General features: G+C 74.6%; 21 protein-coding genes. 4 read left to right on the top strand and 17 right to left on the bottom strand.

The features are described from left to right. Nucleotides 1–6 precede the first annotated feature (6 nt). On the top strand, nucleotides 7–1,287 hold the full coding sequence (locus Cpa01nite_RS15395) for an alpha/beta fold hydrolase (RefSeq protein WP_203669657.1): 1,281 nt from the start codon (nucleotides 7–9) through the stop codon (nucleotides 1,285–1,287). 43 nt (nucleotides 1,288–1,330) lie between these two features. Here Cpa01nite_RS15395 and Cpa01nite_RS15390 read toward each other — a convergent pair whose 3' ends face one another. The 4 genes from Cpa01nite_RS15390 to Cpa01nite_RS15375 form a co-directional block, all read right to left on the bottom strand. After that, entirely contained in the window at nucleotides 1,331–1,552 is a 222-nt protein-coding gene (locus tag Cpa01nite_RS15390; protein ID WP_203669631.1) for a hypothetical protein, read from the bottom strand. Nucleotides 1,553–1,800: 248 nt separating this feature from the next. Beyond that, a complete protein-coding gene (locus Cpa01nite_RS15385; RefSeq protein WP_203669630.1) occupies nucleotides 1,801–2,598 on the bottom strand; it encodes a hypothetical protein in 798 nt (265 codons plus the stop codon). Between the two features lie 75 nt (nucleotides 2,599–2,673). Further along, a complete protein-coding gene (locus tag Cpa01nite_RS15380) occupies nucleotides 2,674–4,434 on the bottom strand; it encodes an alpha-amylase family protein (RefSeq protein ID WP_203669629.1) in 1,761 nt (586 codons plus the stop codon). Then, nucleotides 4,431–5,495 (bottom strand): TIGR03885 family FMN-dependent LLM class oxidoreductase, encoded by a 1,065-nt coding sequence (locus Cpa01nite_RS15375; protein WP_203669628.1) that lies wholly within the window; start codon nucleotides 5,493–5,495, stop codon nucleotides 4,431–4,433. The genes Cpa01nite_RS15380 and Cpa01nite_RS15375 overlap by 4 nt, the downstream gene beginning before the upstream one ends. Nucleotides 5,496–5,674: 179 nt before the next feature. On the opposite strand from Cpa01nite_RS15375, the gene Cpa01nite_RS15370 reads away from it, so the two are divergent. Continuing rightward, the gene (locus tag Cpa01nite_RS15370; RefSeq protein ID WP_203669627.1) at nucleotides 5,675–6,130 is read left to right on the top strand and encodes a ScoMcrA-related endonuclease; all 456 of its coding nucleotides are present in this window, start codon (nucleotides 5,675–5,677) and stop codon (nucleotides 6,128–6,130) included. Here Cpa01nite_RS15370 and Cpa01nite_RS15365 read toward each other — a convergent pair. The 7 genes from Cpa01nite_RS15365 to Cpa01nite_RS15335 form a co-directional block, all read right to left on the bottom strand. After that, the gene (locus tag Cpa01nite_RS15365) at nucleotides 6,118–6,924 is read right to left on the bottom strand and encodes a hypothetical protein (protein WP_203669626.1); all 807 of its coding nucleotides are present in this window, start codon (nucleotides 6,922–6,924) and stop codon (nucleotides 6,118–6,120) included. The genes Cpa01nite_RS15370 and Cpa01nite_RS15365 overlap by 13 nt on opposite strands. After that, nucleotides 6,917–7,117 carry a hypothetical protein gene (locus Cpa01nite_RS15360; protein WP_203669625.1) on the bottom strand — a complete coding sequence of 67 codons (201 nt, stop codon included), beginning with the start codon at nucleotides 7,115–7,117 and terminating at the stop codon, nucleotides 6,917–6,919. Before Cpa01nite_RS15360 ends, Cpa01nite_RS15365 begins: the two co-directional genes overlap by 8 nt. A gap of 115 nt (nucleotides 7,118–7,232) precedes the next feature. Continuing rightward, complete coding sequence (locus Cpa01nite_RS15355) at nucleotides 7,233–7,661, bottom strand: hypothetical protein (RefSeq protein WP_203669624.1); 429 nt, start codon at nucleotides 7,659–7,661, stop codon at nucleotides 7,233–7,235. After that, nucleotides 7,658–8,059, bottom strand: coding sequence for a hypothetical protein (locus Cpa01nite_RS15350; RefSeq protein WP_203669623.1), 402 nt, complete (start codon nucleotides 8,057–8,059; stop codon nucleotides 7,658–7,660). The genes Cpa01nite_RS15355 and Cpa01nite_RS15350 overlap by 4 nt, the downstream gene beginning before the upstream one ends. Continuing rightward, nucleotides 8,056–9,228, bottom strand: a complete 1,173-nt coding sequence (locus Cpa01nite_RS15345) for a hypothetical protein (RefSeq protein ID WP_203669622.1) — start codon at nucleotides 9,226–9,228, stop codon at nucleotides 8,056–8,058. The genes Cpa01nite_RS15350 and Cpa01nite_RS15345 overlap by 4 nt, the downstream gene beginning before the upstream one ends. 142 nt (nucleotides 9,229–9,370) lie before the next feature. Next, the gene (locus Cpa01nite_RS15340) at nucleotides 9,371–10,696 is read right to left on the bottom strand and encodes a glycosyltransferase (RefSeq protein WP_239068830.1); all 1,326 of its coding nucleotides are present in this window, start codon (nucleotides 10,694–10,696) and stop codon (nucleotides 9,371–9,373) included. Between the two features lie 52 nt (nucleotides 10,697–10,748). Then, complete coding sequence (locus tag Cpa01nite_RS15335) at nucleotides 10,749–12,947, bottom strand: glycoside hydrolase domain-containing protein (protein ID WP_203669621.1); 2,199 nt, start codon at nucleotides 12,945–12,947, stop codon at nucleotides 10,749–10,751. Between the two features lie 186 nt (nucleotides 12,948–13,133). On the opposite strand from Cpa01nite_RS15335, the gene Cpa01nite_RS18735 reads away from it, so the two are divergent. Further along, a complete protein-coding gene (locus Cpa01nite_RS18735) occupies nucleotides 13,134–13,772 on the top strand; it encodes a DUF2510 domain-containing protein (RefSeq protein ID WP_239068829.1) in 639 nt (212 codons plus the stop codon). Between the two features lie 72 nt (nucleotides 13,773–13,844). Here the strand turns inward: Cpa01nite_RS18735 and Cpa01nite_RS15325 are convergent, their stop codons facing one another. Next, nucleotides 13,845–14,969: an NADH:flavin oxidoreductase/NADH oxidase gene (locus tag Cpa01nite_RS15325; protein WP_373307447.1), complete on the bottom strand. Its 1,125-nt coding sequence runs from the start codon at nucleotides 14,967–14,969 to the stop codon at nucleotides 13,845–13,847. A gap of 102 nt (nucleotides 14,970–15,071) precedes the next feature. Next, on the bottom strand, nucleotides 15,072–16,019 hold the full coding sequence (locus Cpa01nite_RS15320; RefSeq protein WP_203669620.1) for a hypothetical protein: 948 nt from the start codon (nucleotides 16,017–16,019) through the stop codon (nucleotides 15,072–15,074). A gap of 254 nt (nucleotides 16,020–16,273) precedes the next feature. Between Cpa01nite_RS15320 and Cpa01nite_RS15315 the strand changes: the two genes are divergently transcribed. Beyond that, on the top strand, nucleotides 16,274–16,678 hold the full coding sequence (locus Cpa01nite_RS15315; protein WP_203669619.1) for a VOC family protein: 405 nt from the start codon (nucleotides 16,274–16,276) through the stop codon (nucleotides 16,676–16,678). Between the two features lie 163 nt (nucleotides 16,679–16,841). Here the strand turns inward: Cpa01nite_RS15315 and Cpa01nite_RS15310 are convergent, their stop codons facing one another. From Cpa01nite_RS15310 to Cpa01nite_RS15295, 4 genes are all read right to left on the bottom strand, one after another. Continuing rightward, the gene (locus Cpa01nite_RS15310) at nucleotides 16,842–18,557 is read right to left on the bottom strand and encodes a dipeptide ABC transporter ATP-binding protein (RefSeq protein ID WP_203669618.1); all 1,716 of its coding nucleotides are present in this window, start codon (nucleotides 18,555–18,557) and stop codon (nucleotides 16,842–16,844) included. After that, nucleotides 18,554–19,615 carry an ABC transporter permease gene (locus Cpa01nite_RS15305; protein WP_203669617.1) on the bottom strand — a complete coding sequence of 354 codons (1,062 nt, stop codon included), beginning with the start codon at nucleotides 19,613–19,615 and terminating at the stop codon, nucleotides 18,554–18,556. The genes Cpa01nite_RS15310 and Cpa01nite_RS15305 overlap by 4 nt, the downstream gene beginning before the upstream one ends. Before the next feature lies 1 nt (nucleotide 19,616). After that, nucleotides 19,617–20,750 (bottom strand): ABC transporter permease, encoded by a 1,134-nt coding sequence (locus tag Cpa01nite_RS15300; RefSeq protein ID WP_203669616.1) that lies wholly within the window; start codon nucleotides 20,748–20,750, stop codon nucleotides 19,617–19,619. Between the two features lie 74 nt (nucleotides 20,751–20,824). After that, on the bottom strand, nucleotides 20,825–22,489 hold the full coding sequence (locus tag Cpa01nite_RS15295) for an ABC transporter substrate-binding protein (protein ID WP_203669615.1): 1,665 nt from the start codon (nucleotides 22,487–22,489) through the stop codon (nucleotides 20,825–20,827). Nucleotides 22,490–22,570: the final 81 nt, after the last annotated feature.

The raw sequence follows: 22,570 nt of genomic DNA, 5'->3' as shown, positions 1-22,570 counted from the left end.
CCGCGCCTGGTCCCGCCGGTGCTGGTCCGCGACCACCGCGTGCGGGTGCCGGTCGACCGCGAGGACCCGTCCCGGTACCCGACGATCGAGGTGTTCGCGCGCGAGCTCGTCGACCCGGCGCGGGACGGCGAGGAGCTGCCCCTGCTGCTGTTCCTCCAGGGCGGCCCGGGCGGCATGGGCCCTCGCCCCCTCGGCTCCGGCTGGTGGTCGACCGCGCTGCGGACGCACCGCGTGGTGCTGCTCGACCAGCGGGGGACCGGGCGGTCGTCGCGCGTCGACGGGCGCACGATGGCGCGGTTCGGCTCGGGCGAGGAGGCGGCGGACTACCTGGCGTGCTTCCGGGCCGACGCGATCGTCGAGGACGCCGAGGCGGTGCGCCGCGCGGTGTACGGCGGCCGGCGGTGGGCGACGCTCGGCCAGTCCTACGGCGGGTTCCTCACGCTGACGTACCTCTCCCGGCACCCCGAGGCGCTGACCGCCTGCTACGTCACCGGCGGGCTGCCCGGCGTCGGGGCGACCGCCGAGGACGTCTACGCCCGCACCTTCCCGCGGCAGGCCGCGCGGGTCGCCGCGTTCGCCCGGCGGTACCCCGAGGACGTGGCGCTGCTCGGGGCGCTCGCGGACCGGCTCGGCGCGGGCGACGTCGCGCTCCCCGACGGCGACCCGTTCACCGTGCGCCGGCTGCAGAACCTCGGGATGCCGCTCGGCATGAGCACCGGTGTCGACGCGCTGCACTGGCTGCTCGACACCGTCGAGCTGGACGGCGACGGGGTGCCGGACGACGCGTTCTCGCTCGCGGTGCAGACCCAGACCGGCTTCGACGCCAACCCGCTGTACGCCGCGCTCCAGGAGGTCATCTACCACCAGGGCGGGCGCGCGGGCGGCTGGGCCGCGCAGGCCGAGCTCGACCGCCGGCCCGACCACGCGCCCGACGCCCGGCCGCTCGCGCTCACCGGTGAGGCGGTGTTCCCGTGGATGTTCTCCGAGATCCGGGCGCTGCGACCGTTCGCCGCGGCGGCGGAGGCGCTGGCGGCGCGCACCGAGTGGCCGGCGCTCTACGACCCCGAGCGGCTCGCCGCCAACGAGGTGCCGGTCGCGGCCGTGCAGTACGTCGACGACCCGTACGTCGACCTCGACCTCGCGCTCGGCACGGCCGACGCGGTGGGCAACGCCCAGGTGTGGGTGACCAACGAGTACCTGCACGACGGCCTCCGCGCGGCCGGCGACGTGATCCTGCCGCGCCTGGTGGACCTCGCCGCGGGCCGCTGGACGGTCACGCGCCGCTGAGCCACGGCGCACGGCCGGTACCGCGCGGCCCGGCGTCGACGTCTCACCACGCCGCGGACGGCCACTCGGGATCCCACGGCGGGTTCGCTCGCCAGCCGGAGAAGGACGCCGGCGCCCCGGGCGTGGCCAGCGCGTCGACGACCTCGTGCACCAGACTCGCGACGCGGCGCGGCGCCCCGACCTGGCGGAAGCCGTTGCGGCACGTCAGCACGACGGATGTGGCGGTGCTGGCGGTGCCTGCCGGTGCTGCCTGCAGTTCGATCACGACGTGCTGGAACGGTCCGCGCGCCGGGGTGAACCCGATCAGCGCCTCCAGTCACTCCGCCCGCAGCCGACCGCCCAGCTCGGCGACGACGGTCGAGGAGGACTCGCGGTGGACCCGGTACCCGTGGCCCGAGAGCACGCGCGCCGCGGTCTCGAGCGCGGGGCCGACGGGAAGGGCGCACCTGATCTCGCAGCCGGGGTGGACGGACGCGTCCTGCGGCCACGGGGGAACCAGCGAGGACGAGCCGGTCACGACGTCGGGTTGCGGTCGGCGATCGGGCGACGGGCCGCGAGGATCTCGCGGAGCAGCTCCGCCGCCGAACCGTCGGGGTCGTGCTCCGACTCCTCCGACGCAGAACGCAGGGTGGCGGAGGACCTGGCGCGGAGGTGCTCCGCCTCAGGGGAGTCGTCAACCCCGCTGAAGACGTCGGCGAGCGTGACGGTACCCGTGTCGATCCGCTCCTGGACGCGCTGCCAGTCCCGCCCGAGGGCACCGGATCGTGCTGCCTCCGCACGCTCGGCCTCAAGGCGGGCGTCACGGTCGTCGGGCATTGCGAGCTGCTCGATCTGTGCTGTCGCGGCGCGGACCAGCTCCTCGATCTCCCGGAGGCGCCCGGCGAGCGGCTCCCGCTGCAGACGTATGCGGTCCGTACTCATGCCGCCGCCTGCCCGGTACGGCGGAAGACGCCCTCGGCCAGGTCCTCGAACCGGGCGATGCTGTCGAAGACGGATGTGCGTGCCTGCGCCGCTGAGGCGTTCGAATCGTGTCCTGGCGTCGTGATCGGTCGACGCGTACGTGTCGGCCGATCGCTGCGCGGCGTGCGCGGTCGCGTCGCACACGGATCCCGCGGTGCGCAGGACCCCTGTCCCTGCGGCCGTCACCGCGTCCGACACCGGTGCCAAGCCTGCGAGGATCAGACCGGTCGATCCACTGATGGACCCGTGAACGCTGAGGTAGGCGGCCGTCGACCGGCAGTGCCCCGCCTGACGCGAGAGCACCTGCCCGGCCAGGGAGACCGTGTCGAGATCGACGTCGAGCGCCGCCATCATGCTCCTTCCGGTGGTCCCCGGGATCGTATCGACTGCTCAGAGGCCCACAGGCGGTACGACAGCACCTACCGGTCAGAGCAGCCGGCGCGAGCCCGGCTGCACCACGCGCAGCCAGCGGAAGCCGTACGCCGGCAGCTCCAGCTCGACGCGCCCGTCCGGGTCCACCGTGCACGCGCCGTCCTCGAGCAGGTCGACCAGCCGCACCGGCTCGTCGTCGCCCGCCGCGCTGCGCGTGGTCGCCGTGTCGTCCGCCGGCCCCGCGTCGCCCGGCTCCCGGGCCAGGTCGCGCAGCCGCAGCGGGACCGTGACCGCCTCGGGCCCGAGGTTGTGCAGCGCGATCATCGACGCGTCCTGCCACGTCGACCGGTGCGCGAGCACGGCGGCGTGCGGCTGGTCCAGGACCTCCGCGCGCTCCGCCCAGCCCAGCTCCGGGCACTCCCGGTACCGGCGGACGAGCGTCTTGACGAACGACAGCAGGGAGTCGGGGTCCCGGCGCTGGTCCGCGACGTTGACGTGCTGGGGCGCGAAGCCGCCCTCGACCACGGGGCCCGAGAGCCGGCGCGGCGGCGCCGCCGAGAAGCCGCCGTTGCGCCCCGACGTCCACTGCATGGGCGTGCGCACCGCGAGCCGGCCGTCGGCGGCGAGGTTCTCGCCCATGCCGATCTCCTCGCCGTAGAACAGCACCGGCGTGCCGGGCAGCGTGAACAGCAGCGAGTAGACCATCCGGACCCGGCGCGGGTCGCCGTCGAGCATCGGGGGCAGCCGGCGGCGCAGCCCGCGCCCGTAGAGCTGCATGTCCTCGTCGGGGCCGAACGCCGCGAACACCTCGGCGCGCTCGGCGTCGGTGAGCTTGTCCAGCGTCAGCTCGTCGTGGTTGCGGACGAACGTCGCCCACTGCGCGTCGCGCGGGATGTGCGGCCGGTCCGCCAGCGCCTGCGCCAGCGCGCCCGCGTCCTGCCGGGCCAGCGACAGGTACATCTGCTGCATGGCGACGAAGTCGAACTGCAGGTTGAGCTCCTCGCCCTCGGCGGACCCGTCCGCGTCCAGGTCCCCGAAGAACAGCCGCTGCTCCTCGTAGGGCAGGTTGACCTCGCCCATGAGGATCGCGTCGCCGGTGCGGCGGCTGAGGAACGACCGCAGCGCCTTGAGGAACTCGTGCGGGTGCTCGATGTCGTCGTGCGGGCCGCTCGCCGCGTCGGCCAGCATGAACGGCACCGCGTCGACCCGGAACCCGGACAGGCCCAGCTCCGCCCAGTACCCGACGACCTTCGCGATGGCGTCCCGGACGCGCGGGTTCGCCGTGTTGAGGTCGGGCTGGTGCTTGTAGAACCGGTGCCGGTACCAGGCGCCCGCCTGCTCGTCGTACGTCCAGATGCCGTCCTCCTGGTCGGGGAACACGACCTGGTCGCCGGTGGGCGGCGGCTCCTCGGTGCGCCAGACGTAGAAGTCCCGGAACGGGCTGTCCGGGCTGCTCCGCGCGGCCTTGAACCACGGGTGCCGGTCGGACGTGTGGTTGACGACGAGGTCGGCGATGACCCGGATGCCGCGGTCCTTAGCGGTGCGGACGAGCTCGACCAGATCCCCGGCGTCGCCGAGCCGGGGGTCGACGCCGAAGAAGTCGGTGATGTCGTAGCCGTCGTCCCGGTCGGCGGTCGGGTAGAACGGCATCAGCCACAGGCAGGTGATCCCGAGGTCGGCCAGGTGGTCGAGCCGCTGCACCAGCCCGGGCAGGTCGCCGACGCCGTCGTCGTTCCAGTCCATGAACGTCTCGACGTCCAGGCAGTAGACGACGGCGTTCTTCCACCACAGGTCGCCGGTGTCGCGGATCCTCACGACGCGGCGTCCTCGTCGCCGGCGGTGCCCGCCTCGACCGCGCGCAGCGCGGGCAGCACGTGCTCGGCGGCCAGGTCGATGAACGCGTCCAGCGACGACGGCGGGTGCGTCACCGTGGGCGCGGCGTCGTCGTGCTTCCCGTGGTCCGGCCGGACGTCGGTGGCGACCTGGTGCAGGTAGACCTCGTCGAAGCCCACCTCCACCAGCTCGACGAGCCGGTCCCGCAGCCGGGCCGGGTCGTGCTCGATCACCACGCCCGTCGCGAGCGTGTCGTCGTCGACCGTGGCGGCGAGCTCGTCGAACGCCTCGGGCGTCGCGATGTCCCACGCGGCCGGCGGGCCGGCGGCGTTGCCCGCCCACTGCTCGCGGGCCAGGCGCCAGGCCTCGCCCGGGTCCGTCGCGTAGGACACGTGCACCTGGAGCGAGATCGGCCCGCGGCCGCCGGCGTCGCGGTACTCGCCGACGACGCGGCGCATCGTCTCGAGGTCCTGGTTCACGGTGACCAGGCCGTCGGCCCAGTCGGCGTGCGCCCGCGCCGTCTCGGGCGTCACAGCGGGCCCGATCAGCCGGGGCGGGACGTCCGGGAGCGTCCAGAGCTGCGCGCGGTCGACCGTCACCAGGCCGTGGTGGGTCACCTCCTCGCCGGCGAGCAGGGCGCGGATGACCTGCACGCACTCGCGCAGCCGGGCGTCCCGTTCGGGCTTCGGCGGCCAGGGGTCGCCGGTGATGTGCTCGTTCATGTTCTCGCCGGAACCGAGCGCGACCCAGAACCGGCCGGGGTACATCGCGGCCAGCGTCGCGGCCGCCTGGGCGATGATCGCCGGGTGGTACCGCTGGCCCGGGGCGTTCACCGTGCCGAACGGCAGGCGGGTGGTGGCCAGCGCGGAGCCGAGCCACGTCCAGGCGAAGCCGGAGTGACCCTGGTTGGTTCCCCACGGAGCCCAGTGGTCGGAGCACATGGCGGCGTCGAAGCCCGCCTCCTCCGCGTGCTGGACCGCCGCGAGGAGGGCGGACGGATGGACCTGCTCGTGCGAGCTGTGGAAGCCGACGCGGGTGGTCATCCCCCTGTTCCTACCGGCTGGGGCGCTGGTCCGCGCGGTGAGCGGGGGATCGGGGCCCGGCGTGACCGCCCGCGGACGAGGCCGGGCAGGTGCGCGCCCGCCGGGTGCAAGGGACGTCACAGCCGCGGCCGGCCCCCGGCACGGGATGGGTCGCCGGCGACGACGTAGGCTTCTGCGACGTGGCGACCTTCTCCGCCGTGACGCGCGCGCACATCCTCCAGGCCATCGCCGAGCACGACTCCCGCGGGGCCGACGGCTTCCTCGGCGTCTACGGCTTCCCCGCAGGCGGCGGGTTCTTCCTCCACGAGGACCGGCCCTACCCGGCGATCGCGATCCTCGGGGTCGCGCACCGGTTCGCCACCGGCCGGCTCGCCGGCGCGGACGAGTTCCACGGCGGCGAGGAGGCGGCGCAGGCGCTGCTCGGCCGGCGCGGGTTCGACGTGCCGCAGGCCGCCGCGGCCGCGCGCGCCGCGGCACCGGCCCGGACGCGGTCGACGGCGCCTAAGGCCCCGCGCGCGCCGCGTGCCGCCACGACGCCGCGCGCGAAGAAGCCGGAGCCCGTGGAGTTCACCGCCACGTGCCCGACGTGCTCGATGGTGCTGCCGGCAACCGGGAAGTGCGACTACTGCGACTGACCGGGCGCCGCGTCCGCGCGGGCGACGGCTGCCACCGGCGGTAGCCGGACCTCGTAGCCGAGCCCGGCCAGCGCCTCCACCGCGGCACCGGGGTCGTCCCGCACGGCCGCCCGGAGCTGGACCGCGCGCCAGCGCGCCCGCCCGGCGCAGATCGCGGCACGCCAGCCCGGCCGGGTGTCGAGGCCGAACTCGCGGACCAGCATGTCGAGGACGTCCTCGAACGACGGGCGGAACCGGTGGCCGCCGAGCGGGAAGTGCAGCGTCGACACCCGAGGGACACGGCCGCGGCGCACCGCCGACGTGCGGGCGCGGCCGCGGAGCCGGTGGCCGGCGGCCATCATCGCGAACACGAGCTCGTCGCGGTGCCCGTGCACGTTGAGGTGCGCTGCCGGGACCTTCTCGTCCGAGCCGGCGTCGTAGTCGTACCGGAACAGCGGCTCGTCGGTGCCCTCGGCCGTGGCGCTCATGGTCGAGCGACGGACGGCCAGGAACGTGCCGGTGTGGTCCCACCCGCACTCGAAGGTCGCACGGAGCCGGAGGACGACCACCGCGTCGACGGCGAGCCCGATGCCCTCGACCGGCGTCTGCTGGACGGCAAGGTACGGCGTCGGGCCGGATGCGGGCACGACCCGGAAGGTGCCCGGCTCTCCGGGGACGGTGCTTCTGAGCGTGGCACGCAGCTCGTCGGCGAACCGGTCGACCTCGCCGCGCAGCCGGTCGCCATCGGGCCGGTCGACACCGGTCGCCGCCTCGTCCGGAGCGGCCGGCAGCCTCCCCGGTGCGTCGTCACTCACCGAGAAGCCTCCCGAGCAGGAGGTACTCCTCGTACGCGATGCGCTGCTCGGGCGAGAGCTGCCAGGTCTCGTACCGCTCCTCGATCGTCTCCAGGTCGAGGCCGATGCTCGCGAGCTCCTGCTCCCGCTTCTCCCGCATCTCCTCCGCGGTCATGATGATGAGCTTGCCGTAGCTCTTGGGGATGACCTGCACGGTCGCTCCTCGGGCGTCGACGGGCGATCCCTCGGGGCGGCTGCCGGATCGACGCCGCCCACGCTAACCGCACCGCGCTCTGCGCTGTCCAGCCCCTCCGTCGTCGCTCGACGGCTCAGGCCGGTGGCCCCGACGCCCATGCCGACGCCTGAGCGGGCTGGCCGGGGGCGTCGAGCTCGGCAAGCAGCCGCTCTACCAGGCCGGCGACCCGCGTGGCCACCCCGAGCTCCTGCCCGCCCCGACCGCACGTGATCTGCAGCCGCGTCCCCGTGGGAGCGGCGGGGAGCGCGACGACGTCGAGTTCCACGTGCAGGAACGGCCGCACCGGCGGCAGGCCGACCGTCTCGGCGACCAGGCCGAGCCAGCGGCGGCCCAGCACGGCCCGGATGTGCCCCGGCGCGTGGACTCCGGTCCGGTAGCCGACGGATCGGGCGACGCGCTCGAAGACGTGCAGCGCCTGCGCCGCATTCGCGACCGTGAGGACCGTGCACGTCGGGTACACACTCTCCCGGGCCGGCCACGGCCGGACTCGTCCTCCGGTCACGATCGACGTCCGGTGACGACGTCACGGAGTCGCTCGCGGAGCTCGTCCATGTCGCGGAGCACGGTGGCGGTCATCCCGGTGGGGTCGTCCTGCGCGTCCGCCCGCGCCTCGGTGAGCACCGCGCGGGAGCGTCCGACGAGACGCTGGGCCTCGGGCGACGTGTCGGTGCCGGAGAACACGTCCGAGAGCGTCGTCCGCCCGCCGTCGATGCGTTGCTGGACACGCTGCCAGTCCGGTCCGAGAGAGCCAGAGCGCGCCGCCTCGGCCCGGCGACGGGCGTCCGCCGTGTCCCGCTCGTCGGGCTCGTCCAGGCGAGCGAGCTCGGCGGTCGTGCGGCGGACGAGGTCTTCCGCCTCGTGGAGCCGTTCGGCGAGCCCGTCCGTAAGCTGCCCGTTCATGCGGTCACCGCCTGGGACGCCCGGCGGACGACGCCCTCCGCGAGATCCTCGAAGCGGGCGATCCCGCTGATCGACGCGGCCTTGGCCTCGGCGAAAGCCGCGACGAGGCTCAGTGCCGTCTCGACGAGCGTGTAGATGAGCCGGACGACCGAGACGATCCTCTCGACCTTCCAGTAGGCGGTGGCCAGGAGCACGCCCCAGCCGACACCGGGCACGGCGGCCTCGGCGGCGATCTCGATCAGGAGCTGAGCAAGCTTCTTGAGTCCCATGCCGATCGCTGCGCAGATGCCCTTCATCCCGACGGACACCGCGTCGAGCGCGGACGCTACGGCGTCGCACACGAACGTCAGCTGGTGGAACCCCTCCGAGATCACCGCCATCGCGGCGCGGAAAGCGTCTCCGGCCTCGCCGCGCCATCCGTCCACCGTCCCGGAGACGAGGCGAGCGTGGTTGACGCCGATGGCGGAGAGGCATGCGCCGGTGTTCGTCCAGGTCCCCGCAGCCTTGGTCACCTCTCGGGAGTCGCCGGCGAACGGCTTGAAGATGACTTCCTCGAGGACGGAGTAACCGCAGAGCTGCTCGAACACCCAGTCCACGCTGCCGAGGACGAGGCCTGCGCTCCAGCGCATGTCCTGTGCCCAGTTCTCGCTGGCGGTCGGCTCCACCAGGAACGACGCGGCGTCCACGGCTTCCGCGACCGATCCGCCCGGGCTGCTCCAGCCGGCGGCGCGGTCCGCGAGCCCGAGCGCCTCGGTCACGGCGTCACCGACGCTGGAGCCCGCGGACGCGGCCTTCTGCCAGAACCACGAGTCGGTGTCTCCCCACCCATTCGGAGCGACCGCCTCCGCCGGCCCCAGCTGCGCCGCGCCGGGCGCGGCGTCCGGTGCCCCGGAGGACCAGCCGACGGCGAGGTCTGTCGCGAGTCGCGCGAACCGCGCACCTGCGTCCTCGTCGACCTGCCGGTAGTCCGCCACCGAGCGCTGCGCGGCGTATGCCGTGCCGTCGCACATCGCCCCCGCGGTTCGGAGCCCTGCGACGCCCAGTCGGACGACCACGTCGGAGACGGGCGCGAGGCCTCCCAGGATCAGGCCGGTCGACCCCGAGATCGACCCTCGTCCGCTCAGGTACTGCGCCGCAGCCCGGCAGTGCGTCGCCTGGCGGGCCAGCACCTGCCCCGCCAGCCCGACCGTGTCGAGCTCGGTCTCGAGCTCCGTCATGCTCGCCCCCCGCGTGTGTGTCTCCCGTCCGCGCGCGACTCTACCCACGGGCTCAGCCCCTGGTGGCGGGGTACACCGGGGACCCGTAGGTGGTTCACCCGACCGGCGTCGCGACCAGGTCCACCGCCTCGAGGATCTTGTCCAGCACCACGGCCCGGTCGAACTGCAGCGCGAACGCGCGCGCCGCCTCCGCCTGCGCCGCCCGCTCCTCGGCCGCCAGCCCGAGCGCCCGGTCCAGCGCCGCCGCGATCGCCGCCGGGTCCTCGACCGGCACGATGGTCGCGGTGTCGCCGACCGCCTCGGGGATGCCGCCGGTGTCGGTCGTGATCACCGGGCCGCCGCCGGACAGCATCTTCTCCACCAGCGCGATGCCGAACGTCTCGACGAACTCCGGCCGCGGCTTGCTCGGCAGCACGTAGGCGGCGGCGCCGGCCATCAGGTGCGGCTTCTCGTCGTCCGACACGTCGTCGAGGAACAGCACCCGGTCGGCGACCGGCGACGCGGCGGCGTGCGCGCGCAGCGCCGCGGCCTCGGGCCCGTTGCCGGCGATCACGAGGCGGTGCGTCCCCGGCGCGCCGCTCGCGGCGTATCCGTCGATCAGGTCGTCGACGCCCTTGGCGGCGGCCAGCCGGGACAGGTAGAGCACGTAGCCGTCGCGGTCCAGGCCGCGGGCGCCCAGCACGGCGTCGGTCTCGGCGTCGTCGCGCCCGAGGTACTGCGCGACGTCGACGGCGGGGTAGGAGATCCGGACCCGCTCGCGGCACTGCGCGGCGAACGTGGTGCCGTGCTGAGCGTCGAGGGCCTCGGCCTCCGACACGATGAGGTCGCGGGTGTACTCGGACACCGCGAGGCAGACGTCGTGCTCGAGGTAGGACGCGAGCACGTGCGCCGCGGCGCCGAACTGGTCGGCCTCGACGCACGCGCGCACGACGTTCGTGACGTCCGAGCCGACCGCCTCGGCGACGGTGGTCACGTTCACCGGGAGACCGGTGCGCCGGGCGACGTGCACCGCGTCCGCGACGGCCGTGGCGTGCGGGCTCAGGTACAGGGACAGCGCGACCGTGGGCACCCCGTCGGTGAACAGCTCGACGAGGCGGCCGATCAGCCCGGCGACCCAGCGGCCGTCGGGCACCTTGTAGTCGCCCACGGGCCCGGGCCGCTCGACGACGACGCCCTCGCGGTACGGCAGCACGCGGTCGAGCGGCTTGAGCGGCAGGCCCGCGGCCTGCAGGCGGTCGATCGGCCAGGTGACGATCCGGACCTCGTCGAAGCCGCGGTCCAGCGCCGCCTCCGCGAGGTTGCGGGCCTCGCCGGAGTGGCCGCAGATCACCGGGTCGGCGCGCACGACGATCACCAGGCGGCGGTCGATCCGACGCGCGGGTGCCGCGTCGGCGGTGGTGCTGAGGGTCGCGTCGGTCACGGCAGGCCTCCGGGAGGATCGTGCGGCAGGGATGGGACGTGCGGCGCTGGTGTCAGGCGCGGCTGGCGCTGAGGGACGGCGGCCGGGCGGCGGCGGTCCACGGCCCCGGTTCCGGGCCGAGGTCGACCTGCAGCCGCCCCCCGGCGTGCAGCTCGGTGCCGGTCAGCCACGTGCGGTCGAGGTCCGCCCCGTCGAGCCGGACCCGCTGCACGAACTGCGCCGGGCCGTGGGGCTCCGGTTCGACGAACCCGCTGGTCTCGATCGTGAACGGTTTCCCGCCGACGTCGATCCGGGCCTCGCGCCACGCGGGCGCGTTCACCAGGAACAGGTTCTGCCCGGCGACCGGGAACAGCCCGAGCGTCGCCCACACGTACCAGGAGGACAGGCCGCCCGAGTCGTCGTTGCCGGGGAGGCCGCCGCGGCCGGTGCCGAACTGCTGCTGCGTCACGGCGTGCACCACCTCGGCGGTGCGGTCGGGCCGGCCGGCGTACTGGTACGCCCAGGGCGCCTCCATGTCCGGCTCGTTGTTGAGGCCCTCGAACCGGTGCAGGCCGTACCCGGCGAGCATCTCGTCCTCCGACGGCGCCAGGCCCGGCTGCTTCACCGGCTCGGCCCCGTACCCGAAGAACCGGTCGAGCAGCGCCACGAACGCGTCGTCACCCCCCGCGAGGTCGATCCGCGCGGCCATGTCGTGCAGCAGCCGGAACGAGTAGTTCCACCGGCCGCCCTCGTAGAACGTCGAGTCGCGCAGCAGCCCGGTCGTCGGGTCGAACGCGTTGCGCCACCGGCCCGCCAGCGGCGCGAACTGGTCGAGCAGCGCGCGGTCGCCGACCTGCCGGGCGATGACCGCGGTGCAGAAGTAGCCGAACGCCAGGTCGAGGGTGTGGCTGATCGGGTGGGTGCGGCCGTGCAGCAGGAACTCCTCGCCGTACGTGCGGCGCAGGTCGTTGTGCAGGTGCACGAGCGCCCAGTCCCAGTCGAACGGCAGCCCCAGGGCGCACAGGTCCGCCAGGAACGTGTGCGCCAGCGCGCTGCCCTGCCGTGAGAACCGGTCGGCGCCGCGCGCCATCCGGTAGCCGATCGGGAAGTTCCCCTCCTCCTCGGCGATGTGCAGGATCGCGGTCGCGAGCTCGACCGCCTTGTCCGGGACCAGCGCCGTGAGCAGCGGGAGCTGGGTGCGGTAGATGTCCCACATCGTCGCGATGTCGTAGGCGAACGGGGTGTCCGTGGGCCAGAACGGGCTCTCGTCGGGCGCGAGGCACGGCTTGATCAGCGAGTGGTACAGCGCGGTCGAGAGCACGGTCTGCTTGCCGGCGTCCGGGGTGTCCACCTGGACCTTGCCGAGCTGGCGGCGCCACTCGTGCGCGGTGCGCGCCCGGCGCTCCGCGAAGGACGACGGCCCGGGCCCGCACTCGCGGACGAGGTTCTCGCGTGCCTGCTCGACCCCGCGCAGCGAGAACCCGAACCGCAGCTCGACGACCTGGCCGGGCTCGGTCGGGCCGGCCCACATCAGGCCGAACGGGCGCAGCGTCGTCGGGCGGATCCGGTCGAAGTCGAGGCGCGTGCCGCCGGGCATGAGGCGGCGGTCGTACCAGAGCAGCTGCCGCCAGTGCGGGGTGTCGCACTCGACGTGCACCGCCAGCGGCGCGCCCTCGACCGTGATCTCGCCCTGCGCGACGCCCGGCTCGACGGACTCCAGGTGCGCCCGGAGCGGGACCGTCCGGCCGTACGGGATGTCCAGCCCGCCGAGGCTGAGGTCGATGACCAGCCGCGCGTCCCGGTGCGCGGGGAACGTGTACCGGTGCACCGCCGACTTCGGGCCGACCGTGACCTCGCACCGGATCCCCGAGTCGAGGGTCGCGGCGTAGTAGCCGGGCTCGGCGCGCTCGTCCGCGACCTCCCACAGCTGACCGAGGTCGTCGAGCGGCTGCAGCATCGGGGTGACGCGCACGTAGTTGTAGTACTTGCGGATCGCGCCGGTCCCGGACTGCTGGAAGTGCGTGAACCCCGACGCCCGCTGCGTCGCGTGCAGGGCCGGCGGGAGGCCCTCCGTCGACAGGTCGTACCGGCCGTAGCCGGTGGGGTACGCGCCGGAGTACGCGCACGCGCTGACCATGCCCAGCGGGTACGTCGCGCCGGGGTGCGTGTTGCCGACCTGCGGCTTGGGCCACCACCAGGTCGCCGCCAGGCCCGACTGCGGGGGGAGCGCCGTGGCCTCGGTGCCGATGAAGGGGTCGACGTGCTCGAACACCGGCTCTCCCTCCCGACGCGGTCCCGTCCGGACGCCTCCACGCGGCCGGTGGGGGGACGGTACGCGCGGAAGGTGTCCGGGGGGTTACGGCGCGCGGGCGCGTCGGGAGGGGGTGCGCTGCGCCGAACGGGGGACTGCGGCGCCGAACGGGTCATGTCCGACGCCGCCCCCGCCGAGAGTGTCAGCATGACCGAGGCGCTGCCGCTGCCGCCCGCCGGGTGGTACCCCGACGGGGTGACGGCCGGCGTGCTGCGCTGGTTCGACGGCGCGGCGTGGACGGAGCACACGGCTCCGGACCCGGAGGCGCGGCCGGTCGTGCCGGTGCCGGCCCCGGTCCCCGCTGCCGTCGCGGCGCCGTTCGCCGCGCTCGACGCCCCCGCCCACCGCCCGCCCGGGGCGCACGCGGCGGCCAACGCCGGGGCGCCGGCGCACGCGCGCCCGCGACCGTCCGCCGCGCCCGCGTCCGAGGTCGGCCACCCGTACGCCGCCCCGGCCGGGGCGCACGGCGGCAGCCCGTACGCCGCCGCCCCCGCGACCGCCTGGTACCCGGAGCCCGAGCGGCTGGGCGCCCGTCCCGGGGACCCCGTGCACTGGCTGCTCCCGACCGGCCGGTCCTGGCAGTCGATCGCGGCCGGCTACGTGGGCCTGCTCGCGCTGCTGGTGTGGCCGCTCGGGCCGGTCGCCGTCTGGCTCGGCCTGTGGGCGATCCGCCGGGGCCGGGTCGGCGGCCACGGGCGCGGTCGCGCGGTGTTCGCCGTCGTCGTGGGCACGGCCGTCACGGTCGTGCTCGCGTACCTGCTCGCCTCCGGTGCCCTGACCACCTGAGCGCGGCGCAGGCGCCCGCCCGCGCCACCGTGGAGGTGACCCGGGCGGGCGTCCGCGCGACCGGGCCGTGCGTCAGGCCCAGTGACCCCGCGCGTACTGCACGGGCCACCCGGTCGGCTGGCCCGGGACGACGGTCGCGTCGGCGTCGCCGGCGTGCTCGAGCGTGGGCGTCTTGTCGTCGAGGGCGTGCGCGGCGCGCAGCGGCCAGTGCGGGTCGAACAGCGCGGGGCGCCCCAGCATGACCACGTCGGCGGACCCCTCGGCGAGCACCTGCTCGGCCTGCTCGGGGGTCGTGATCAGCCCGACCGCGGAGGTCGGCACGCCGGCGGTCTCGCGGATCGCCCGGGCGGCCGGCACCTGGTAGCCCGGGCCGACCGGGATCGAGGCGTGCACGTTGCCGCCGGTCGAGACGTCGACCAGGTCGACGCCGTGCTCGCGCAGCCAGACCGCCACCTGCGCGACGTCCTCGACCGTCAGGCCGCCCTCGGTCCAGTCGGTGGCGGACACCCGGACGAGCAGCGGCCGGTCCTCGGGCAGCACCGCGCGGACCGCGTCGACGGTGTCGAGCAGCAGGCGGGCCCGCCCGGCGAGGTCGCCGCCCCAGGCGTCCGTGCGGTGGTTCGACAGCGGGGAGAGGAACTGGTGCAGCAGGTACCCGTGCGCCGCGTGCACCTCGACCAGGTCGAACCCGGCGTCGAGCGCGCGGCGGGTGGCGGCCGCGAACTGCCCGGGGACCTCCGCGACCTGCTCCGGCGTCAGCTCCCGCGGCGCGGCGTACCCGGCGAACGCGACGTCCGACGGCGCGACCGTCTCCCAGCCGCCGGCCCCGGCGGGCACGGTGCCCGAGCCCTCGCCGAACCCGCGGTACGTCGAGGCCTTGCGCCCCGCGTGGGCGAGCTGCACGCCGACGACGGCGCCGCGGCTGCGGACGAAGTCGGTGATCCGGCGCCACGCGGCGACGTGCTCGTCGCCCCAGATGCCGACGTCCTGCGGGGAGATGCGGCCCTCCGGGACGACGGCGGTCGCCTCGGCGAGCACGAGGCCGAAGCCGCCGACGGCACGGGCGCCCAGGTGCGCGAGGTGCCAGTCCGTCGGCACGCCGTCCCCGTCCGCGGAGTACTGGCACATCGGCGCCAGCCAGACCCGGTTCCGGAAGGTCGTGCCGCGCAGGGTCAGGGGGCTCATCAGCAGGCTCACGACGACATCGAACCGCGGCCGGCGGGCCGGTCATCCCGGCGCCGCGCGAGCGTGACGCGGATCACGTCGCGTTGCGGCGGGCGTCCCGGGGTCCGTAGGTCGTCAGTGCGCCGCGTCGAGCCACGCCAGGAGGACGTTGCCGACGGTCAGCAGCCCGAGGACCACCAGCCCGACCCGCAGCGCAGCGTCGCCGCGCGCGCCACGGGGCGCGGCCGTGCCCGGCCCGTCGGCGTGCGCCTCGGCCTGGCCGGCGTGCAGCCCCGCGACCGCCCGGTTGGCGGGCTGCGCGTAGCGCGGGACGGCGTCGGCCCGGGGCGGGGTCGCGACCGCGTCGGTGGCGCGGGTGTCCGCCGTCCGGGTCGCTGCGTCGGCGCCCGTCCGCCACACGGCCGCGGGACGGAACACGTCGTCGACCGTCAGCTGATCCGGGCCGGCGGGGCCTGCCAGCTCGCCGGTGAGGTACTCGACCACCAGCGCCACGTCCTCGGCGGAGAACACCGGCGGCAGCGCGACGAGGTGCGCCGCGAGCTCCCGCTCACCCACCGCCGTCGCCCCGCCGCGCACCGCGGTCGGCGCCAGCTCGCGCCCGCTGAGCCAGACGACGGCCTGGACGGCGCGCCGGTGCGCCGGCGCGAGCAGCGCCGTGACGGCACCCGCCGCGTCGGCGACCGCGGTCACGTCGGTCGTCCGGCCGTAGCCCTGGTGCCGCAGCGTGCCGTCCGCGACGGCGATCGCACCGGTCCAGCGCACGGACCCGATGACGACGACCCCGCCCGGGCCGACCGCCACGTGCTCGAGGCTCGCGTCGGAGGCGCCCGGCCGGTGCAGGTCGTGCAGGACGGTCCAGCCCGCCGCCCCGGCGTCGGCGAGAGCGCCGCGCGCGCCGGCGACCTCGGCGGCCTCGGTCAGCCAGGCGTCGAACCAGTCGTCGGACCGGTCCACCTCGGGGCGCGCCGACGGCACGCCGGTCGCGCGGCCGTTCGCCGCGCGTCGGAGTCCGCGGCGGCGCATGCGCCGCTCGGTGCGTTCCGTGCCGATGCCCTGGTCCATGTCCTCACCCCACGGGACCTATCGGTACGCGAGGGCCCGGTGCTGAGCGGAATCGCTGCACGGACCACGGGAACCCGCGTGCCGGGGTCCCGGCGCGCGGCCCGAGACCCACTGATCCGACCGAGGGCACCGGTCCCGGGAGTGGGTCTCGCGCGGATCAGTGGGTCTCGGGGAGCGCGGCTGGGGACAGGCACGGGCGGGGGCGAGGCTCCGGGCCGGGCGGGGTGTGAGGTGGCGGTCGTAGGGTCGGTGCCGTGGCCGCCCTGCGCGACGTCGTCGTCGACTGCTCGCACCCCGCCTCGCTCGCCCGCTGGTGGGCGGAGACGCTCGACGGGTACCGGGTCGCGCCCTACGACGAGGCCGAGCTGGCGCGGCTCCGCGCCGCGGGCGTCGACGACCCGGAGGACGACCCGACCGTGCTGGTCGAGCCGGACCCCGCCGCCGGTCCTGGCGCCGCGGCGGGCCCGCGGATCTGGTTCCAGCGCGTCCCCGAGCCGAAGGTCGTGAAGAACCGCGTGCACCTCGACCTCACCGTGCCGGACCTGGCGGCGGGTGTCGCCGAGCTGGTCGGACGCGGGGCCGCGGTGGTCGCGGAGCACGACGGCTGGGTCGTCCTCGCCGACCCCGAGGGCGACGAGTTCTGCGTGTTCCCGGCCTGAGTCCGTGCTCGAGGTCGCCGGGCTGCGCGCGAGGTCGCCGGTGGCGCGCCGCGCGGGACCGCGGAACCGGCGAGCTCGCCCCGGGCACGCCGCAGGGGCGCGCCCCCGGGTGTCCGGGAGCGCGCCCCTGCGGGTGCCGCGGGTGCCGCGACGCGCCCGTGCGTCAGGCCAGGGCCCGCCACGCCTCGCGCCGCCGGGCCTGCTCGGCCGGGTCCGGCACGGGCAGGCTGGCGAGCAGCCGCTGCGTGTACTCCTCGCGGGGGCTGCCGAGCACCTGCTCGCCGGTGCCCTCCTCGACCAGCCGCCCGCGGTGCAGCACCGCGATCCGGTCGGCGAGCAGGTCGACGACCGCCAGGTCGTGGCTGATGAACAGGCAGGCGAACCCGAGCTGCTCCTGCAGCTCGGAGAACAGCTCCAGCACCCGGGCCTGCACCGACACGTCGAGCGCCGAGGTGGGCTCGTCGGCGATGAGCAGCTCCGGGTCCAGCGCGAGGGCCCGGGCGAGCGACGCGCGCTGGCGCTGGCCGCCGGACAGCTCGTGCGGGAAGCGGTCGCCGTAGGACCGCGGCAGCTGCACGGACTCGAGCAGCTCGTCGACCTTCGCGCGCGCGGCCCGGGCGTCGCGCGCCCGGCCGTGCACGACCAGCGGCTCGGCCACGCACTCGGCGATGGTGAGCAGCGGGTTGAACGACGTCGCCGGGTCCTGGAACACGAACCCGATGCGCGGCCGGACGGGCCGCAGCGCGCGCTCGCGCACGCCGTTCATCTCGAGCCCGAGCACCTGGAGCGAGCCGCCGGTCACCTTGGTGAGGCCGGCGATCGCGCGCCCGATGGTGGTCTTGCCCGAGCCGGACTCGCCGACGAGGCCGACGACCTCGCCGGGCCGGATGGCCAGCGAGACCTTGTCGACCGCGCGGAACCCGGGCTGCCGGAGCCGCCCCGGGTAGACGATCTCCACCTCCTTCGCCTCGACGACCGGCGCCTGGTCCGCCCACCCGGCGGGCCGGGCGGCGGCGCGGGCGCGGGCGTGCTCGCCGCCCCCGCCGATGCGCGGCACGGCGTCGAGGAGCGACCGGGTGTACTCGTGCTGCGGGGAGCCGAACAGGTCGCGCACCGGCGCCTGCTCGACGACCTTCCCCTGGTACATCACGGCCACGCGGTCGGCGAGGTCGGCGACGACGCCCATGTTGTGCGTGATGAGCACGATGGCCGCGCCGAACTCGTCGCGGCAGCGCCGGAGCAGGTCGAGGATCTCGGCCTGCACGGTCACGTCGAGGGCGGTGGTCGGCTCGTCGGCGATGATCACGCCGGGGTCGAGCACCAGCGCCTGGGCGATGACGATGCGCTGCTTCTGGCCGCCGGAGAACTGGTGCGGGTAGTGGTCGATCCGGTGCTCCGGGTCGGGGATGCCGACCCGGCGCAGGATGTCGACGGCCTTGGCCCGGGCCTCGGCACGGCCGATCTTCTGGTGGGCGCGCAGGCCCTCGATGATCTGCCAGCCGATCGGGTACACCGGGTTCAGCGCCGTGGACGGCTCCTGGAACACCATGGCGGCGTCCCGTCCCCGGACCTGCCGGAGCGCCGAGCCGTCCAGCGCCACGACGTCGCTGCGGACCGCGCCGTCCCGGGAGGACAGCACGACGGCGCCGCGGGTGGTGGCGGTCGAGGGCAGGAGGCCCAGCAGGGTCTTCGCCGTGACCGACTTGCCGGAGCCGGACTCGCCGACGACGGCCAGCACCTCGCCGGCGGCGACGGACAGCGAGACGCCGTCGACGGCGCGGACGTTGCCGGCGTCGGTGGCGAAGGACACCGACAGGTCCGTGATCTCGACCACCGGCGCGGTCGCCGGCTGGGGGGTCGTCCCCGTGGGCGCGGTCATCGGGTCGCCTCCGTCCCGGGCTCGAGGCCCTCCAGTCCGCCGGGGGCGGTCAGCGCGCCGCCGGGCACGACCGAGGTCGCGGCGACGTCGCCGGTCACGTCCGCCGACGCGCGGCGGGTGCGCAGCCGGGGGTCGGCCAGGTCGTTGAGGGACTCGCCGACCAGGGTGATGCCCAGGACGGACAGCACGATCGCGAGGCCCGGGAACACCGAGGTCCACCAGATGCCGGACGTGACGTCGGCGATGGCCCGGTTGAGGTCGTAGCCCCACTCGGCCGCCTGGGTCGGCTCGATGCCGAACCCGAGGAAGCCGAGGCCGGCGAGGGTGAGCACGGCCTCGGACGCGTTCAGCGTGATGATCAGCGGCAGCGTGCGGGTGGCGTTGCGCAGCACGTGCTTGAGCATGATCCGGCCGTTGCTCGCGCCGATGACGCGGGCGGACTCGACGAACGCCTCGGACTTGATCCGGATGGTCTCCGCGCGCACGACCCGCAGGTACTGCGGCGTGAACACGACGGTGATCGAGAGCGCCGCCGCGAGGACGCCGCCCCACATGCTGGACTGCCCGCCGCTGATCACGATGGCCAGCACGATGGCGAGCAGCAGGGACGGGAACGCGTACACCGCGTCCGCGATCACGACGAGCACCCGGTCGAGCCAGCCGCCGAAGTAGCCGGAGACCAGGCCGAGCAGCACACCGATGACCAGCGAGGCGGCGATCGCGATGATCATGACGAGCAGCGCGGTGCGCGACCCGTAGATCACCCGGGACAGCACGTCGAAGCCGCCGACGGTGGTGCCGAGCCAGTGCTCGGCGGACGGGGGCTGCTGCGCGCCGAAAGCGCCGTCGGCGTCCCGGAGCTGGTTGAACCCGTAGGGCGCCAGCAGCGGCGCGAGCAGGGCCGTGAGGATCAGCAGCCCGGTCAGCACCAGGCCAGCGATCAGCATGCCGCGCTGCAGGCCGACGCTCTGCCGGAGCTGGTGCACGACGGGCAGCCGGCGCCAGCCGCGGCGCGGCGCCGCACCGGCGGGGGCCCCGGGGGCGGTGGTGGTCGCCATGTCAGTACCTCACCCTCGGGTCGATGAGCGCCGCGATGACGTCGACGAGGAAGTTCGTCACGGCGACGATCACGGCGAGCAGCACGACGATGCCCTGCACGGCGACGAAGTCGCGCGCCTGCAGGTACTCGGACAGCTGGAAGCCGAGGCCGCGCCACTCGAAGGTCGTCTCGGTGAGCACCGCGCCGACCAGCAGCATCGCGACCTGCATGCCGACGACGGTGATGATCGGGATCAGCGCCGGCTTGTACGCGTGCTTGCGGAGCAGGCGGGACTCGCGGACGCCGCGGGACCGGGCCGCGTCGACGTAGCCGGAGCCGAGCGTGCCGATGACGTTCGTGCGCACGAGGCGCAGGAACACGCCGGCGGTGAGCAGGCCGAGCGCCAGCGCGGGCAGGACCGCGTGCTGGAGGACGTCCGCCACGACCTCGCCGTTGCCGGTGCGGATCGCGTCGATCAGGTAGATGCCGGTCGGGTTCTCCAGCCGGCGCATCTCGATCTCGGAGCGGGTCGAGGCGCGCCCGGACACCGGCAGCCAGCCGAGCTGGACCGCGAACACGAGCTTGAGCAGCAGGCCGGCGAAGAACACGGGCGTGGCGTAGCACGCGATGGCGAACACGCGCAGCACGGCGTCGTGGAACCGGTCGCGGAAGTACGCGGCGACCAGGCCGAGCGGGATGCCGACCACGAACGCGACGAGCAGGGCGTAGGACGCGAGCTCGAGGGTCGCGGCGCCGAAGGTGGTGAGCACCTCGGTCACGGGCCGGCTGTCGCTCAGGGTGGTGCCGAAGTCGCCCTGCAGGATGTTGCCGAGGTACTCCCAGTACTGGACCAGGATCGGCCGGTCGTAGCCGGCCTGGGCGATCCGCTCGGCGAGCTGGTCGGCGGGCAGGCGCCCGCCCTGGGCGGCCGTGATCGGGTCGCCGGTCGCGCGCATGAGCACGAACACGACGGTGACCAGGATGAACACGGTCGGGATGATCAGGAGGAACCGCACGAGCAGGTAGCGGCCGAGACCGCCGCCGCTGCTCTTCCTGCGGGGCTCCGTGCGGCCGGGTGCGGCGTCGCCCCCGGGGGCGGTCGCGTCCGCGGCGCCCGTGGGCTGCAGCGGACCGGTGGTGGAGGTGGAGGTCATCTCTTCTTCCCGGTGACGCGCGAGGCGCGGGCCGCTCGGTCGGAGCGGCCCGCGCCGGGCGTCGGTCAGGTGGTTCAGCCGATGGCGAGTGCGCCGTAGCGGAACTTGAACGAGGCGTCGAGGGTGTCCTCGGCGCCGGTCACGTCCGCACCCACGACCGCGACCTGCGCGCCCTGGAGGTACGGCACCGTGGACAGGTCCGCGGCGACCGCGTCCTGGATCTGCTCGATGAGCGCGGTGCGCTCGGCGGTGTCGGCGGTGACGGCCTGCTGGAGGATCAGGTCGTTCACCTCCTGGTTGTCGTAGTGGTTGCCGAGGAAGTTCTCCGTGAGGAAGAACGGCGTCAGGTAGTTGTCCGCGTCGGAGTAGTCCGGGAACCAGCCGAGCTGGTAGGCCGGGTACACGTCGGCGGTGCGGTCCTTGGCGTACTGCACCCACTCGGTGGTCTGCAGGTCGACCGCGAACAGCCCGGTGGACTCGAGCTGGTCCTTGATCAGCGCGTACTCCTCGCCGGAGGACGGGCCGTAGTGGTCGTTGCTGTACTGCAGCGACAGCTGGACCGGGGTCTCGACGCCCGCGGCCTCGAGGCGCTCGGCCGCCTTGTCGGCGTCCGCGCCGCCCTCGCCGTCGCCGTACAGGCCCTTGAGCGGCTCGGTCGCGCCGGTCAGGCCCTCGGGGACGAAGGAGTACAGCGGGGTGTAGGTGCCCTTGTAGACCTGGTCGGCGATCTCCTCGCGGTCGATCAGGTCGGCCACCGCCTGGCGGACGGCGAGCGCCTTGGCCTCGTCCGCCTCCGGCGTCGTGGCGCCGTACGGCTGCGTGTTGAAGTTGAACGTGATGTAGCGGATCTCGCCGCCGGGGCCGTCGACGACCTTGACGTTCTCGTCGCCGCGCAGGTCCTCGATGTCGGTCGCCGACAGCGAGCGGAACGCCACGTCGACGTCGCCCTGCTGGACGGCGAGCTTCAGGTTGGACGCCTCGGCGTAGTACGTGACGTCGACCTGGGAGGTCTTCGCCTCGCCGAGCAGGCCCTGGTACTCCGGGTTCGCCTCGTACGACACGAGGTCGTTCTGGCTGTAGCCGGTGATCGTGTACGGGCCGGCGAAGGCCTGGCCGTCCACGATCTCGTCGTCCGGGGTCAGCGCGTCGGCCGCGAAGACGTCCTCGTCGACGATCGGGCCGGCGGGGCTCGACAGGATCTGCGGGAAGACCTGGTCGTCCGCCTCCTTCAGCGTGAAGACGACGGTGGTGTCGTCCGGCGCCGCGACGCTGTCCAGGTTGTAGAGGAGCGAGCCGGGGCCGTTGCCCTCGTCCGCGCCCGACTCGAAGATCGCGAGCTGGCGGTCGAACGTGAACTTCACGTCGGAGGACGTGAGCTCGTTGCCGTTCGCGAAGGTCAGGCCCGGCTTGAGGGTGACCGTGTACTCGGTGGGCGAGGTGTACTCGGCCGACTCGGCGATGTCCGGCTCGACGTCCGGGCTGCCGTACGGCGTGTTCATCAGGAACGGGTACACCTGGTTCATGACGGCGAACGAGCCGTTGTCGTAGGAGCCCGCCGGGTCGATCGTCGTGATCTTGTCCGTCGTGCCGATGAGGAGCGAGCCACCGCCGCCGCCGTCACCGCCGTCCGAGGAGTCGTCGCCGGAGCCACCGCCGCAGGCGGCGAGGACGAGCGCGGTCGCGACGAGGCCTGCGCCCGTCGCGGCGGCGCGCCGCCGGTTGTGGGGGACCGCAGTCATGCGTGTACCTCTTCCCTGAAGTGGGGCTCTCCGGGAGCGCCCGTGGCATGCAGGTGCCGCCGTGACCCGGCGGCCACGTCT

This window comes from Cellulomonas pakistanensis, from assembly GCF_016862755.1.
Lineage (GTDB): Bacteria > Actinomycetota > Actinomycetes > Actinomycetales > Cellulomonadaceae > Cellulomonas > Cellulomonas pakistanensis.
This window is presented reverse-complemented; position numbering and strand designations above follow the sequence as displayed.

What these genes read in the sequence shown, in the direction of transcription:
- Cpa01nite_RS15385 (WP_203669630.1), bottom strand. Translation starts at nt 2,598, where the DNA reads ATGGCGGCGCTCGACGTCGATCTCGACACGGTCTCCCTGGCCGGGCAG.
- Cpa01nite_RS15375 (WP_203669628.1), bottom strand. Translation starts at nt 5,495, where the DNA reads ATGACCACCCGCGTCGGCTTCCACAGCTCGCACGAGCAGGTCCATCCG.
- Cpa01nite_RS15350 (WP_203669623.1), bottom strand. Translation starts at nt 8,059, where the DNA reads ATGAACGGGCAGCTTACGGACGGGCTCGCCGAACGGCTCCACGAGGCG.
- Cpa01nite_RS18735 (WP_239068829.1), top strand. Translation starts at nt 13,134, where the DNA reads ATGACCGAGGCGCTGCCGCTGCCGCCCGCCGGGTGGTACCCCGACGGG.
- Cpa01nite_RS15320 (WP_203669620.1), bottom strand. Translation starts at nt 16,019, where the DNA reads ATGGACCAGGGCATCGGCACGGAACGCACCGAGCGGCGCATGCGCCGC.
- Cpa01nite_RS15310 (WP_203669618.1), bottom strand. Translation starts at nt 18,557, where the DNA reads ATGACCGCGCCCACGGGGACGACCCCCCAGCCGGCGACCGCGCCGGTG.
- Cpa01nite_RS15305 (WP_203669617.1), bottom strand. Translation starts at nt 19,615, where the DNA reads ATGGCGACCACCACCGCCCCCGGGGCCCCCGCCGGTGCGGCGCCGCGC.
- Cpa01nite_RS15300 (WP_203669616.1), bottom strand. Translation starts at nt 20,750, where the DNA reads ATGACCTCCACCTCCACCACCGGTCCGCTGCAGCCCACGGGCGCCGCG.
- Cpa01nite_RS15295 (WP_203669615.1), bottom strand. Translation starts at nt 22,489, where the DNA reads ATGACTGCGGTCCCCCACAACCGGCGGCGCGCCGCCGCGACGGGCGCA.